The 13,399-nt window shown below is 60.9% G+C and carries 10 protein-coding genes; 6 read left to right on the forward strand and 4 right to left on the reverse strand.

Annotated features, from left to right (window positions below; genetic code table 11):
• The first annotated feature begins 240 nt into the window (after nucleotides 1–240).
• From ftsZ to TRM7557_RS14015, 6 genes are all read left to right on the forward strand, one after another.
• On the forward strand, nucleotides 241–1,968 hold the full coding sequence (gene ftsZ / locus TRM7557_RS13990) for a cell division protein FtsZ (protein WP_058290845.1): 1,728 nt from the start codon (nucleotides 241–243) through the stop codon (nucleotides 1,966–1,968).
• Nucleotides 1,969–2,175: 207 nt separating this feature from the next.
• Complete coding sequence (gene lpxC / locus TRM7557_RS13995) at nucleotides 2,176–3,126, forward strand: UDP-3-O-acyl-N-acetylglucosamine deacetylase (protein WP_058290846.1); 951 nt, start codon at nucleotides 2,176–2,178, stop codon at nucleotides 3,124–3,126.
• A 330-nt stretch (nucleotides 3,127–3,456) separates the two neighbouring features.
• On the forward strand, nucleotides 3,457–4,308 hold the full coding sequence (locus TRM7557_RS14000) for an outer membrane protein assembly factor BamD (RefSeq protein WP_058290847.1): 852 nt from the start codon (nucleotides 3,457–3,459) through the stop codon (nucleotides 4,306–4,308).
• Nucleotides 4,309–4,343: 35 nt separating this feature from the next.
• The gene (gene recN, locus TRM7557_RS14005) at nucleotides 4,344–5,993 is read left to right on the forward strand and encodes a DNA repair protein RecN (protein ID WP_058290848.1); all 1,650 of its coding nucleotides are present in this window, start codon (nucleotides 4,344–4,346) and stop codon (nucleotides 5,991–5,993) included.
• Between the two features lie 114 nt (nucleotides 5,994–6,107).
• The gene (locus TRM7557_RS14010; RefSeq protein WP_058290849.1) at nucleotides 6,108–7,814 is read left to right on the forward strand and encodes a chloride channel protein; all 1,707 of its coding nucleotides are present in this window, start codon (nucleotides 6,108–6,110) and stop codon (nucleotides 7,812–7,814) included.
• 170 nt (nucleotides 7,815–7,984) lie between these two features.
• On the forward strand, nucleotides 7,985–8,176 hold the full coding sequence (locus tag TRM7557_RS14015) for a hypothetical protein (RefSeq protein WP_165592464.1): 192 nt from the start codon (nucleotides 7,985–7,987) through the stop codon (nucleotides 8,174–8,176).
• A gap of 108 nt (nucleotides 8,177–8,284) precedes the next feature.
• Here the strand turns inward: TRM7557_RS14015 and TRM7557_RS14020 are convergent, their stop codons facing one another.
• The 4 genes from TRM7557_RS14020 to TRM7557_RS14035 form a co-directional block, all read right to left on the reverse strand.
• Nucleotides 8,285–8,626, reverse strand: a complete 342-nt coding sequence (locus TRM7557_RS14020; protein WP_058290851.1) for a DUF427 domain-containing protein — start codon at nucleotides 8,624–8,626, stop codon at nucleotides 8,285–8,287.
• Between the two features lie 60 nt (nucleotides 8,627–8,686).
• Entirely contained in the window at nucleotides 8,687–10,471 is a 1,785-nt protein-coding gene (locus TRM7557_RS14025; RefSeq protein ID WP_058290852.1) for an aminopeptidase P family protein, read from the reverse strand.
• A 345-nt stretch (nucleotides 10,472–10,816) separates the two neighbouring features.
• On the reverse strand, nucleotides 10,817–12,694 hold the full coding sequence (cobT, locus tag TRM7557_RS14030; RefSeq protein ID WP_058290853.1) for a cobaltochelatase subunit CobT: 1,878 nt from the start codon (nucleotides 12,692–12,694) through the stop codon (nucleotides 10,817–10,819).
• Complete coding sequence (locus TRM7557_RS14035; RefSeq protein WP_058290854.1) at nucleotides 12,691–13,392, reverse strand: aspartate/glutamate racemase family protein; 702 nt, start codon at nucleotides 13,390–13,392, stop codon at nucleotides 12,691–12,693. The genes cobT and TRM7557_RS14035 overlap by 4 nt, the downstream gene beginning before the upstream one ends.
• Nucleotides 13,393–13,399: the final 7 nt, after the last annotated feature.

The following is a 13,399-nucleotide window of genomic DNA, read 5'->3' on the forward strand; positions in this document are numbered from 1 at the left end:
CCCTTGCGTGAGCGATTTGCCGCGCGAGCATGCGTTGCCTGAATTGGTGTAGTCTGCTCAACTTACGCTAGATTTCGCCGATCCTGCGAGATGCGGCGTGCATTCCGCCTTAGAATGGGCATATTTTGTGTCTCGCTGCGCTTTTGGGGATGACGAAACTCGTCTCGCGCGGTAGGATTGTAGCAATATTTTGTTAATCGATGCCCTTGCGGGAGGGCTAAAAACACAGGCGGAAAGAGCATGGCTTTGAACCTTTCGATGCCCGATAATGACGAACTGAAGCCGAAGATCACGGTCTTTGGCGTTGGTGGGGCAGGCGGTAATGCCGTCAACAACATGATCGCCAAACAGCTTGAAGGTGTGGAGTTCGTCGTTGCGAACACCGACGCGCAAGCTCTGCAGCAGAACGCAGCCCAAAGCCGCGTCCAGCTGGGTGTGAAAGTCACCGAAGGTCTGGGCGCGGGTGCGCGTCCTGCCGTGGGCTCTGCCGCAGCCGAAGAAAGCATCGAACAGATCGTTGACCATCTGGCGGGGGCACATATGTGCTTTATCACCGCTGGTATGGGCGGTGGCACCGGCACCGGTGCGGCGCCGATCATCGCGCAGGCCGCACGCGAGCTGGGTGTTCTGACGGTTGGTGTTGTCACCAAGCCGTTCCAGTTCGAAGGCAACAAGCGCATGCGCCAGGCCGAAGAGGGTGTCGAAGCCCTGCAGAAGGTCGTGGACACGCTGATCATTATCCCGAACCAGAACCTGTTCCGTCTGGCCAATGAAAAGACCACCTTTACCGAGGCGTTCTCCATGGCGGATGACGTTCTGTACCAAGGTGTCAAAGGTGTGACCGACCTGATGGTCCGTCCCGGCCTGATCAACCTCGACTTTGCGGATGTGCGCGCCGTGATGGACGAGATGGGCAAGGCAATGATGGGCACCGGTGAAGCCGAAGGCGAAGATCGCGCCATTCAGGCCGCCGAGAAGGCCATTGCCAACCCGCTCTTGGACGAAATCAGCCTGCGCGGCGCCAACGGTGTTCTGATCAACATCACCGGCAGCCACGACCTGACCCTGTTTGAACTGGATGAAGCCGCCAACCGCATTCGCGAAGAAGTGGACCCGGACGCGAACATCATCGTTGGTTCCACCCTCGACACCGGCATGGAAGGCAAGATCCGCGTGTCTGTTGTGGCCACCGGCATTGATGCGTCCCACGTCCAGAGCGATATTCCGGTCCCGCGCCGGTCCATGTCTGCGCCGCTGAAATCCACCGTTTCTGTCGAGGAAAAGCAGGCAGAGCCGTTGGAACTGTCCCAGCCGATCGCTGAACCCGCTCCGGCACCGGCTCCGGCCGCAGCTGTCGCAGAAGCGGCGCCTGCACCAGCACAGGAAGAGCCTTCGCTGTTTAACAACCTCGACACCGATCAGGTCGAGGCTCCGGCCGCGTATCAAACTCAGACCGATGGTCTGCCGCCGCCGGCCTATCAGCCTGCCGCACAGCAGCCCGTCGCTCAGCCGGCACCCCAACAGCCTGCACCGCAGCCCATGATGCAACAGCCTGCACCGCAACCCGCGGCACCAGCACCGGCTCCGCAAGCGGCGGAAGAGACATTTGTCGCACCGCGCGCGCCTGCGCCGGGCACGCCGTCTCCGGAAGCGATTGTACGTCTGCAGCAGGCAGCGCAGCGTCACCAAGCCCAGGCTCCGGCGCCGCAGCAGCCTGCCGCGCAACCTCAGCAAACCGCCGAGGAAGCTCAGGAGCAGCGCCGCTTTGGTCTGAATTCGCTGATCAACCGTATGACGGGTCAGCAAGCCGCTGAACAACCGGCCCCGGCCCCGCAGCCGCGCGCCACACGTGTGCAGCCCAGCATGCAGCCGGTTCAGGCGGCACAGCCGCAGCAAGCGCCGCAGACCTATGACGAAGATCAGGAGCGGATTGAAATCCCCGCCTTCCTGCGCCGTCAGGCCAACTAAATCCTCGGTTTTGTTTCACAAGCTGAAATGAGAGGGTCGCCTTTGGCGGCCCTTTTTGCTATTGTGAACAAGGGTTTATCTCTGGATTGGCGATGTTTTGCGCATCTGTTACATCCATGTTTCATTCGGTTACAAAGATTGAATTGAGGCTTAGAGCCCGAGCGCTTAGGTGTATGCCAGCGGTTTTCGTGACCGTTAACAACCATAATGAGGCACCCCGTGCAGAACACACTGAAAACGTCCGTTTCCTTTGATGGCGTTGGTTTGCATTCCGGCAAACCGGCTCGCATGGTTCTGCATCCGGCTCCGGCTAATCACGGCATCCGGTTCAAGCGCACAGACATTGCCCTGGGGGACACCATGATCCCCGCCCGCTGGGATTTTGTCGAACGCACCGCGCTGTGCACCCGTCTGGTCAATGCCGCAGGTGTTTCGGTTTCCACCGTTGAACACATTATGGCGGCCCTGGCTGGCTGCGGCGTGCACAACGCGCTGATCGAACTCAACGGCCCCGAAGTGCCGATTATGGATGGCTCCTCTGCGGATTTCCTGCGCGAGATTATGGCGGTTGGTATCGAACGTTTGTCGACCCCGGTGCGCGCTTTTGAGGTTCTGAAGCCAGTCACGGTTGAGGCAAATGGCGCACAGGCGACCCTGCTGCCCTGTGATCGCCTGAAGATCGATTTTAATATCGACTTCGCAGAAGAGGCGATCGGCCAGCAGAGCCGGACACTGGATCTGCGCAATGGGGCCTTTGCCCGCGAGCTTTGCGACAGCCGCACGTTCTGTCGTCGTGTGGATGTGGAAAACATGCAGGCCAATGGGCTTGCGCTTGGTGGCGTGCCGGGCCGCAATGCCGTGGTCTTTGATGGCGCCGTCGTTCAGGCAGGTGATCAGGGCCTGCGTCACAGCGATGAACCCGTGCGTCACAAGATGTTGGACGCGCTGGGGGATCTGGCGCTGGCAGGTGGTCCGATCTTTGGACACTACATCGGCGACAAATCCGGCCATTCGCTGACCAATACGCTGCTGCGTGCCTTGTTCGCGGAACCGGGTGCTGTGCGCGAAGTGGTCTGTGACGCGGTGATGACTGCGCGCCTTCCGGGCCAGGGCCTGATCTGGAGCGAGATCCCCGAACAGGTGCGCCAAGCGGCGTAATCGGCGCTTCTTGCTTTCCGGTTTTCTCTGACAATCAAACGACTACAAGAGCCCCGCATCTGGACTGCGGTGGCTCCTTTTCTGTGTCGATTGCGGCCTTTTGAACACCAGTTGAACCAGAGGCTGCGACTGCAATCTTGACCCGCGCCCAGAAACTCTGCCAATTGCAGCAGAGAGGCTCTGAAAGGCGTTTTGCGCGTCAAATGAATGTGCTAGACCCGAGCAGAGCCCATATGCCCTAAGCGCTCCTTCGGGGGCGGGCTGGTGAGATCGGCGGTTGCCAATCAGGCCATGTCAGGGGCGAGGGGGAACTTTGAAGGTGAGGCACGAATGATCGGCATCAACAGAGCGGCCAAAGGCATTGGGGTGGTTTTCCTGATGGCGGCCCTCGCTGCATGTGGCGGTGCGGACGGGGATGCGAAACGGCGGTCAGAGGACCTTCAGGTCTTTACCCCCGACCAGATTTTTGAACGCGGCGAATTTGAGATGGCCCGCAATCGTCCTGAGGACGCGGCCTATTTCTTCTCCGAGATTGAGCGTCTTTACCCCTATTCGCAATGGGCACAGCAGGCGCTGATTATGCAGGCCTATGCTTTCCATCAGGGGCGTGATTATGAAAACAGCCGTGCAGCCGCACAGCGTTTCATTGATTTCTACCCTGCGGAAGAAGATGCGGCTTATGCCCAGTATCTGCTGGCGCTGAGCTACTATGATCAGATCGACGAGGTTGGCCGGGATCAGGGGCTGACTTTCCAGGCGCTGCAGGCGCTGCGCACGGTGATCGAAGTCTACCCTGACAGTGAATATGCCTCATCGGCGATCTTGAAGTTCGACCTTGCCTTTGACCATCTGGCGGGCAAAGAGATGGAAATCGGCCGCTACTATCTGCGCGGACAGCATTATGCTGCGGCGATCAACCGCTTCCGCGTGGTTGTAGAGGACTTCCAGACCACGTCGCATACCCCCGAGGCGCTGCACCGTCTGGTGGAGGCCTATCTGTCGCTGGGTCTGAATGACGAAGCGCAGACCGCGGGCGCGATTCTGGGGCACAACTACCGCTCTACCGATTGGTATGAAGACAGTTTCAAGCTGTTGACGGGGCAGGGGCTGAAGCCGCGCGATCTTGGTGGCAACTGGCTCAGCACGATCTACCGCCAGTCGGTCAAAGGACAATGGCTCTGAGGCTTCGGCCGGGGCAAATAGCTTAGGGCGGGGCCATGCTGCGCGCGCTTGATATTCGCGACCTTCTGATTATCGACCATCTGGAGCTGAGCTTTCAGTCGGGTCTGAATGTGCTGACCGGTGAAACCGGTGCGGGTAAGTCCATCCTTTTGGACTCGCTGGGCTTTGTTCTGGGCTGGCGCGGGCGTGCCGACCTTGTGCGCCAGGGCGCTGCACAGGGCGAAGTGGTCGCAGAATTTGACCTGCCGGAAGGCCACGCCGCCCATGCCATTTTGGCAGAGGCCGGGCTGCCGGGAGGCGACACGCTGATCCTGCGCCGGGTCAACACGGCCGAGGGGCGCAAAACCGCATGGGTCAATGACCGGCGCTGTTCGGGTGACGTGCTCCGCGCGCTCTCGGACACGTTGTTAGAGCTGCATGGCCAGCATGATGATCGGGGTCTTTTGAACCCACGCGGCCACCGCGCCATGCTGGATGCCTTCGCCGGAGCAGAGCCTGAGCTTGCCAAAACTCGCAGCACCTGGGCCGCAATGGCCAGCGCCCGCAAAGATGTGAGTGCCATTCGCGAGGCACTGGAAGCCGTGCGCGCGGAAGAGGGATTCCTGCGCCACGCTGTGCGCGAACTGGATGATTTGAACCCGGAACATGGCGAAGACGAAGCGCTTGATAGCCGTCGTCGGCACATGCAGGCCGCAGAACGCATCCGCGGCGATATTGCCCGTGCACATGGGTTGCTGACCGAAGGTGCAGAGCAGGCGATGGGCGAAGCGCAACGCTGGCTCGAGGCGGTGGCAGGGGATGCGGCCGAAGGGCTCGATGCGCCGTTGGCCGCCCTGTCACGGGCGATGATCGAATTGGGCGAAGCACAGGAAGGTGTGGAAACCTTCCTCTCTGCGCTGGATTACAACCCGCTGGATCTGGAAGCCTGCGAAGAACGCCTGTTTGCGATCCGAGCCTTGGCGCGCAAACACGACCGGCAACCGGATGAACTGGCGGGTTACGCGGAGTTCCTGCGCGAAAAACTGGCGGCGCTGGATGCGGGCGATCAGAGCCTTGCGGAAAAAGAACTGGCCCTGAAAGAAGCTGAGGCCGCCTATGCCAAAGCGGCAGAGGCGCTGCGTGCCAAACGGTGCAAAAGTGCAGCCGCCTTGGATCAGGCTGTGATGGCTGAACTTGCGCCGCTCAAGATGGAGCGCGCGGTGTTTGAAACGCTGGTGAGCGAAGGCGACGCAGGGCCAGACGGCACCGATGCTGTCGCCTTTACCGTCGCCACCAACCCGGGCGCGCCTGCGGGGCCGCTGAACAAGATTGCTTCGGGCGGTGAATTGAGCCGTTTTCTTCTGGCGCTGAAGGTCTGCCTGCGCGGGGATGACACCGCCAAAACGCTGATTTTTGACGAAATCGACCGCGGGGTTGGGGGGGCGACCGCAGACGCCGTGGGCCGTCGCCTGAAATCGCTGGCCGATGGCAGTCAGGTTCTGGTGGTAACCCATTCGCCGCAGGTGGCCGCGCAGGGCGCGCATCACTGGCGGGTGCAGAAGTCTGTAGAGGCGGGTGTCACACTGTCGCGCGTTGTTCCCCTTGCCGAAGGCGATAGGGTGGATGAAATTGCGCGAATGGTGTCAGGTGATCGCATCACCCCCGAAGCCCGCGCGGCAGCGAAATCCCTGCTTCTCGCCGAGTGATCGGGAAAAGAGGCATTTAAGACTAGGGTTTAATGCCCTGCTAAGGCTTCAAACGTTATTTTTGCGCAGGGCTTATGCCCGTGCAGTTTCAGACTTCGACCCGGAGACCCTTGGATGCCGCCCAAGATCAAATCGGCCCTTAATTCGCAAGTCGCCCAAGGGAAATCCGCCCTACACAGCGGTTGGTCCGTTCTCAAGCATCGCGGGCCCAGCCAGTTTCAGTTTTGGCTGATTGCATTGCTGATCGGGATTGTCGCCGGTTTCACAGCGCTGAGTTTCCGTAAGGGCATCACGGCGTTGCAGGGTTTGGTCTATGGGGCCGAAGACGTCGATTACCTGCATTCATTCGCTGCGACCATGCCGTGGTACATGCTGGTGATCATCCCGGTTCTGGGCGGGCTGGTGGTTGGGGTAATCCTGCACCGGTTCACCGAAGATGCGCGCGTGCGTTCGGTATCTGATGTGATCGAAGGCGCGGCGCTGCGGGATGGGCGGGTGGAAACCCGCGAAGGGCTGGCCTCTGCCTGTGCCTCCTTCCTGACCCTGTCTACTGGTGGGTCTTCGGGGCGGGAGGGGCCGGTGGTGCACCTTGCCGCAGTTGTCTCAAGCTGGGTCAGCGACCGAATTCGGGCGGACGGCATTACTGCGCGCGATCTGCTGGGATGTGCGGTGGCAGCGGCTGTGTCTGCCAGCTTTAACGCCCCCATTGCCGGCGCGCTTTTTGCGATGGAGGTGGTGCTGCGCCATTTTGCGGTCAATGCTTTTGCCCCCATCGTGATTGCAGCGGTGGCAGGTACGGTGATCAACCGCCTGGAATATGGCGATGTGACCGAATTCAGCCTCGAAACCCCAGGCGCGCTGCAATTCTACGTCGAATTGCCTGCGTTCCTGATCCTGGGTCTGATTTGCGGCGTTGTGGCCGTGGTGCTGATGAAGTCGATCTTCTTCGCCGATAAGGTGGGTGTCATGGTGCAAGAGGCCATTGGCCTGCCGCGCTGGCTGCGCCCGGCGGGGGCGGGGCTGATCTTGGGCATTATGGCGGTGTGGTTCCCGCACATTATCGGTGTCGGCTACGAGACCACGGTTCTGGCGCTGAGCGGCGGTCTGGTGGCCTCGCAGGCGATCCTGTTTGTCATGGTGAAAACCGCGGCTGTGGCGGTGACCATGGGCGGGCGCATGGGGGGCGGGGTGTTTTCCCCGTCGCTGATGATCGGCGCGTTGACAGGGCTGGCTTTTGGCCTGATTGCCACCTCGATCCTGCCGGAGGTGTCCGGGACGCCGACGCTTTATGCGTTCACCGGGATGGGCGCCGTGGCCGCCGCAGTTCTGGGCGCGCCGATTTCGACCACTTTGATTGTGTTCGAGCTGACCGGTGACTGGCAGATCGGCTTGGCGGTTATGGTGTCGGTGTCGATGTCCACCGCCCTGGCCAGCCGTATGGTGGACCGATCCTTCTTTCTGACGCAGCTTGAAAAGCGCAACCTGCATTGTGCGGCGGGCCCGCAAGCCTATCTTCTGTCGAGCATCAAGGTCGGCACCCTGTGTCATGCAGCCCATACGCTGGACGATGATCTGCGTGCGCGTCTGGAAGAGCTGGTCGAAAATGGGGTTTCTGTCTGTGCCTCGGCCAGCCTAGAGGCCGCCCTCCCGGTTTTTGACCGCAGTGGCGAGGATGTGATTCCCGTGCTCGCGCATCTGCCGGAAGGTGCGAATCCCGATGGCGCGGCAGGGTCAAACCTTTTTGGTGCGCTGCGCCATGTGGATTGCCTGCAGGCATATAACCGCGCATTGGTGGCGGTTGCTGCGGAAGAACACCGCTGACCGCTTGGGAAGTGGGTTGAATAGGCACAACCTGTGGCATTTCTGCATGGCCGCCATCTGTCCTGTACTAATTCGTTAATAACCGGTTGCGAGCACCTCACGCGTTGTTCACATTTCCTAACAAAAGATAAAAATCTTTAGTGATCGGGCGGATCGGAACAATGCAGGCAATGGATACCATGTCTCAGGCAACAGACGGCTTTGGCCGCGACGATGCACAGGCCAACGAGCGTGCCGCGCTCGAGGCATTGATCAACTATGTCGCAGACATGGGGTCTGGTGCGCAGGGGCGGGACCGCCATGGTCAGGCCGACGCACTGCGCCGTTCATTGCGCGATGTTCTGGACCCGAAGTTCAGCTAAGTTGGCTTAATCACGCTGACGCAGGCAGTTTCCAAAGACCATTCGCACGCACATCAAAAAACCGGGCACTGGGCCCGGTTTTTGTGTTTTTACGGGTTGGAACGCAGGTCAGACCTTCTCAACCTTGACGCTGGCGCTCTCGACAAACGCGATATAGTCCTTGATCTCTGCAGCGGCCTCCAGCGGTGCTTCATAGCTCCAGGCGGCGTCTTCGGTCACCGAAGATTTATTGGCAATCGAGAAGTAGGTGGCGTCGCCCTTGCTGGCGCAGCTGGTGGTTTTCTCGGATCGGTCGAGGAAGGCCATGGCAATGTCCCCGCGCGGGAAATAGATCACCGGCGCCAGATCGCCTTCGCTCAGTTCCAGTGCATTGGTGCTTTCGCCCAGAACGGCGCCGCCAGAGCGGACCACCCAGGTGCCTTCAACCTTGCGAATGCGAATGTTTGTCATGTTTATCCCCTAATTCTTATTTCTGAGCGGCTTGTGCCTGCTGAGTGTAACAATTGTATATCAAAGCGGCGCGCACGCGGTCTTGAGCCATTCCGCCGCACCAGCGCTCAGCTGCGGCAAAATCTTCTCCAGAACCTCTGCGTGATAGGCATTCAGCCAGTCTTTTTCTGCGGTGCAGAGACTATCTGCATCAATCAGGCGTCTGTCAATCGGAACGAATGTGAGCGTACGCCAAGACAACATGTCACGACCTTGGTCACTTGTTGGCAGGGCTTCTGCCGGGGTGACAACAATGAGGTTCTCGATCCGAATACCAAACGCGCCTTCACGATAGTACCCAGGTTCGTTTGACAGGATCATACCCGGTTCCAGCGGCACATGGCTCATCCGGCTCAGGCGCTGTGGGCCTTCGTGGACGCTCAGGTAGGCGCCAACCCCATGGCCAAGCCCGTGGTTGAAGTCCTGCCCCGCAGACCACAGCGGCACCCGTCCAATCGCTTCGATATCGCGCCCGGCCAGCCCACGCGGCCAGCGCAGGCGCGATATGGCGATCATGCCTTGCAGGACACGGGTGAAGGCGGCGCGTTCTTCGTCACCGGGCGTGCCGACGGCCAGTGTGCGGGTAATGTCGGTGGTGCCGTCCAGATATTGGGCACCACTGTCCAGAACCAGAAGATCGCCCGCGGCGAGGGTGCGGTTGGTTTCCTCCGTCACGCGGTAATGGATCACCGCGCCATTTGGTCCGGTGCCAGAGATGGTTTCAAAGCTGATGTCGCGCAGGGCATTGTCCTGACGGCGCTGGTCTTCGAGGTGTTTGACCACGTCGATTTCAGTGATCGTGCCGGGGGGCTGTGCATCGAGCCACGCCAGCGTTTCCACCACGGCCGCCCCGTCGCGCAGATGCGCTGCGGCAGAGCCTTCGATTTCGGCCGTGTTTTTGCGTGCCTTGGGCAGGGCGCAGGGGTCCCCGGCAGGTTCCAGCGTGGCTGCGCAGGCGTCAGCGACGGCTTGGGGGAGGGTGGTCTCATCCACGGCGACCGTGCCGGTAAGCGCCGCAACGGCTTCTAAAAAGGTCTCGGGCGCATGCAGCGACACAGGCTCAGGCAGCGTGATTCCCGCCAGCTTGTTCGCATCCATAAACAGATCGACCCGCGCGTCGGCATGCAGGATGGCAAAGCCATGTGCCACGGGATTACGGGCAATGTCGCTGCCGCGCAGATTGAGCAGCCACATCAGGTTGTCTGGCAGGGTGACAATCGCCGCTGATTGGCCTGCTGCGCGCAGGCTTGCGGCAAGGCGGGTGATCTTGCTCTCTGCGGTTTCACCGGCATAGTCCAAGGGATGGGGGAAAACCGGATTGGCAGGGGCTGCAGGCTGATCGGTCCAAACCCGATCGACGAGGTTCTCGGTCTGCGTCAGGAGGATGCCCTTCGGGGCGAGACGGGCGGTGAGCTCGCGGATTTCCTTGGTGGGATGCAGCCAAGGGTCATAGGCCACAGAGCCCCCGTTTGGCAGCTGTTCGATCAACCAGGCTGCCAGAGAGACCTCGGGCCAGGAAACAGGCGTGTAGACATCGGCAACTTGCTGTTTCACCTGTGTGCGGTATCGGCCGTCAATGAAAACACCTGCAATATCGTGCAGCGCAGCGCAGAAGCCGGCAGACCCGGTGAACCCGGTGAGCCAGGACAGGCGCTCGTCGCGGGGGGCGACATATTCGCCCTGATGGGCATCTGCACGCGGAACCAGAAATCCATCAACCTCTTTGCGAGACAGCTCTGACCGGAGCGCCTCCAGCCGGTCCGGCCCCTGCTCAGGGCGCGCGGTGACGTCAAAGGATTGAAACATGGCGGCTCTCCCAAAAATTGCGGGTCTAAAGATGGTTGCGGCCTTTGTTCCATGCAACCAATGGCAGTGCAAGCGTGCAGCCGTCGTAACTGGGGGCTCCCGTCGGTTTGCTCCTGTTCAAAGAACAGGCACAAACCCTTGGGCATGGCGCAGCGCCTGCGGCCCGGCGCGGCCTCGCAGAATAGCTAACATGGACGAAAACGCGGCGGGATCATGAGACCCGCGCACCGAAGGTGCGCGTGGCCCAAGGCTTATGCGAGCATCTTCGATGCTCGGAAAAGGCGCGGGAGCGGACCCGCTCCCCGCAGGGGCGGTCGGCCCCGCCGACCTGATGCGCCGACCTGATTAGCCGACCTTGCGCATTCCCATAACACGGGCGCGTGCACGTGGGTCACTGTCAAAGAGCGCCGCGAGCTGTTCGGTCATCGCGCCCGCCAGCTGCTCGACATCGGTGATGGTCACGGCGCGGTCATAGTAGCGGGTCACGTCATGGCCAATGCCGATCGCAAGCAGTTCGACCTGTTTGCGCTTCTCGACCATGGCGATCACATCGCGCAGGTGTTTTTCCAGATAATTCGCCGGGTTCACCGAAAGCGTGGAGTCATCCACCGGCGCCCCATCCGAGATCACCATCAGAATTTTGCGCGCCTCGGGCCGGGACAACATCCGCTTATGCGCCCACTCGAGCGCCTCGCCGTCGATGTTTTCTTTCAGCAGGCCCTCTTTCATCATCAGGCCCAAATTCGGACGCACGCGCCGCCAGGGGGCATCGGCCCCCTTGTAGATGATGTGGCGCAGGTCATTCAGACGGCCCGGCAGCTGCGGACGGCCCTGATTGAGCCATTCTTCGCGCGCCAGCCCGCCTTTCCAGGCACGGGTGGTAAAGCCGAGGATTTCGACCTTCACATTGCAGCGCTCCAGCGTGCGGGCCAGTACATCGGCACAGATGGCGGCGATGGAAATGGGACGTCCGCGCATGGAGCCTGAATTGTCCAAGAGCAGCGTCACCACAGTGTCGCGGAATTCGGTGTCTTTTTCGATCTTGAACGACAGTGGCGTGGTGGGGTTTGCCACCACACGGGCCAGACGGCCTGCGTCCAAAATGCCCTCTTCGAGGTCAAACTCCCACGATCTGTTCTGCTGGGCCTGCAGGCGACGCTGCAGCTTGTTGGCCAAACGGGACACAGCGCCTTTCAGCGGCTCCAGCTGCTGGTCCAGATAGGCGCGCAGACGCTCCAGCTCTTGTGGTTCTGCCAGATCTTCAGCTTTGACCTCTTCGTCATTGCTGTCGTCAAACACCTTATAGTCCGGGTCAGCCTCGGAAACCGGGGGCGGTGCCGGCGGTTCGAGCGGGGCTTCGCCATCGGGCATCTCCATCTCGTCGGACAGCTCATCTTCGGCCATCTCATCCGAGGAGACCTGCGCCTGCGACTGGTCCTGCTGCTGTTCCTGTGCCTGTTCCGGGTTGGCTTCAACGTCGTCTTCGTCGCTGTCGTCCTGCCCAGAGCTTTCCGGCTGTTCTTCTTCTTCCGAGGTTTCCTCGGCCGTTTCATCCTGCTCGTCTTCCAGCTCGTCCGGATCATCGCCCAGCTGGTCGCCATAGCCGAGGTCCGAAATCACCTTGCGGGCAAATTTGGCAAAAGCCGCCTGATCGGACAGCATCCCGTCCAGATCCTCAAGCGTATCTCCCGCCTGATTTTCAATGAACCCGCGCCACAGGTTCATGACATTGTCTGCGGCTTCGGGCAGGGGGCGGCCGGTGGCCAGATGGCGGATCAGATAACCTGCCGCGACGGGCAGGGGGGCCTCTGAGGCGGTTTTGACCTGATCATATCCACGGCGCAGGGCTTCGTGCTGAATTTTCACATCGATGTTCGACGCCGTGCCCGGCATGACGCGTGCGCCCATGGCTTCGCAGCGGGCGTGTTCCATCGCCTCGTATAGTTCGCGGGCCATATCCCCATTGGGGACATAGCGCGCGTGGGTCGCGTCGTCATGGAACCGCTGGCGCATCGCCAGCGCATCGGCTGTGCCGCGCGCCATCAGCACCTCTTCACGGGTCATCCGACGCGAGACCTGCGGCAGGCGCATGGCATCGCCGGTCATGCCCGAGGGGTCGACCGTGTAATTCACCGACAGTTCGGCATTATTGGCCATGACCTTGGTGGCCTCGGCCAAGGCTTTCTTGAACGGATCTGCCGGGTTGTCGTTCGGTTTGCTCATGTCTTTATAGCCACTTCATCAAGGCTCAGCCGGTCGCAGGCGAGGTCGGCCAGAACCGACACATGCACGTCCAACGCATCTATTACTTTATAGCCCGGATCCAGCCCGTCAAAGGCCAGGTTCAGGTCGGTCCCTGCAAGCACAATGGCGTCCGCGCCTTGGTCTTCGACCATTTGGCGGCCGGCCGCCACAAACACTTCGCGCTGCGACGGGGTACAGTGTCCGGCAACCGCCATGTCCAGATAGGCCTGACCAATATGGTCAATCTCGCTGTCCACGGCCACGGCTTCGGTCTGTGCCAGCTGACCATAAAGGCGGCTGGCCATCACCCCGCGGGTGCCCAGAAGCCCGATCCGTTTGATCCCTTCGCGCGCAAAGTAGCCGTCCAAAGGTGCGACGCCCGAAACGACGGGCAGAGCAGACAGAGTGGCCATTTCATTCACGCAAAAATGCGCCCCAAGCGAGGTCAGTGCGACGCAGTCACATCCGGCGGCTTTCAGCCGGTCGATCTGGACTGCGAACCGTTCGGCCTGCGGCTGGCGCGCATCAGCGAGGTTGTTTTGGATCAGGGTCTGAATGTCGCCATGGCTGATGGTGAGATCAAGCGTCGTGCCGCGCTCTGCCACCGCGGCAGTCAGCCGCTGGTAGTAGACGATAGTGGCGGCAACGCCGATCCCCCCGATCAGGCCAATGTGCATTGTCAGG

Source organism: Tritonibacter multivorans (assembly GCF_001458415.1).
In the GTDB taxonomy this organism is placed as follows: domain Bacteria; phylum Pseudomonadota; class Alphaproteobacteria; order Rhodobacterales; family Rhodobacteraceae; genus Epibacterium; species Epibacterium multivorans.